Annotated in this window: 1 protein-coding gene; it reads left to right on the top strand. The window is 69.0% G+C overall.

The window, feature by feature from the left end; translation table 11 throughout:
* Positions 1-61 precede the first annotated feature (61 nt).
* Positions 62-1,233, top strand: a protein-coding gene (locus FCU40_RS22980; RefSeq protein ID WP_168078117.1) for an IS3 family transposase whose coding sequence is annotated in 2 segments (ribosomal slippage) — positions 62-335 and positions 335-1,233 — 1,173 coding nt in all. Because the reading frame shifts where the segments join, the coding sequence is not laid out codon by codon here.
* Positions 1,234-1,261 lie beyond the last annotated feature (28 nt).

Genomic DNA, 1,261 nt, shown 5'->3' on the forward strand with positions numbered 1-1,261 from the left:
GATCCTCCCCCGGTTTGGTGGACACCCATGCTAGCTCTGAGGAGTTGGAGAGGAGTGTCAGATGAGTGGTACGCGCCGGGTGTTTCCGGAGACGTTCAAGCGCGAGGCGGTCGACCGGGTGGCTGTGAGCGGCCTGTCGGTGGGCGCGGTGGCCCGGGAGCTGGGTCTGCACGAGACGGTGCTTCGACGATGGATGATGCAGTTCGGGGCGCAGGCGACGGGGGCGGCGAGGCGCTCCACCACGCAAGCGCCGGCCCCGTCGCCGTCTGATCTGGCCTCGGAGAACGCCCGGCTGCGGCGCGAGAACGAGCGGCTGCGGATGGAGCGCGACATCCTAAAAAAAGCCGCGCTCATCTTCGGATCGGCCTCCCGATGAAGTTCGGGTTCGTCGATGAGCATCGCAGCGTCTGGCCGGTTCGGGTGATGTGCGCGGTCCTGGGTCTGTCGGCCAGCGGCTACTACGCCTGGCGCTCCAGGCCAGAGAGCCGGCGTGCGGCCGCCAACCGCGCATTGCTGGACGAGATCCGCCGGATCCACGCCGACAGCAGCGGGACCTATGGCTCGCCTCGGGTGCATGCCGTGTTGCGCGGCCACGGCCGCCGCGTCGGGCGCAGCCGCATCGAGCGGCTGATGCGCCGGGCCGGCATCCGGGGCCTGGCGGCTCTGCCCCGGCGCACGCGGACGACCGACAGTCGCCATGGCTATCCGATTGCGCCCAACCGGCTCGGCCGCAACTTCACCACCCAGGCGCCGAACCAGGTCTGGCTCGCTGACCTCACCTACATCCCCACCGGCGAGGGCTGGCTGTACCTCGCTACCGTGCTCGACCTCTTCACCCGCAAGATCGTCGGCTGGTGCATGCGACCGACGCTGCACGTCGAGATCGCCCTCGACGCGCTGCAGATGGCCATCGAGCGCCAGCGGCCGGCGCCCGGCCTGATCCACCACTCCGACCGCGGTATCCAGTACGCCGCCGAGGCCTACCGCTCGGCCCTGGCCCGCGCCGGCATCACGCCTTCAATGAGCCGCAAGGGCGACTGCTGGGACAACGCCCCAATGGAAAGCTTCTTCCACACCCTCAAGACCGAGCGCGTCCACCACCGGGTCTACGCCACGCGCGACCAGGCCCGCCGGGACCTGTTCCAGTACATTGAGGGCTTCTACAATCCCCGCCGCCTGCACTCAGCCCTGGGCTACATCAGCCCAGCCGAGGCCGAGCGTAGAGCGGCCTAACCCCGTCCACTTTTTTGGGGGAGGATCA

Source organism: Caulobacter sp. SSI4214 (assembly GCF_012184455.1).
Lineage (GTDB): Bacteria > Pseudomonadota > Alphaproteobacteria > Caulobacterales > Caulobacteraceae > Caulobacter > Caulobacter vibrioides_E.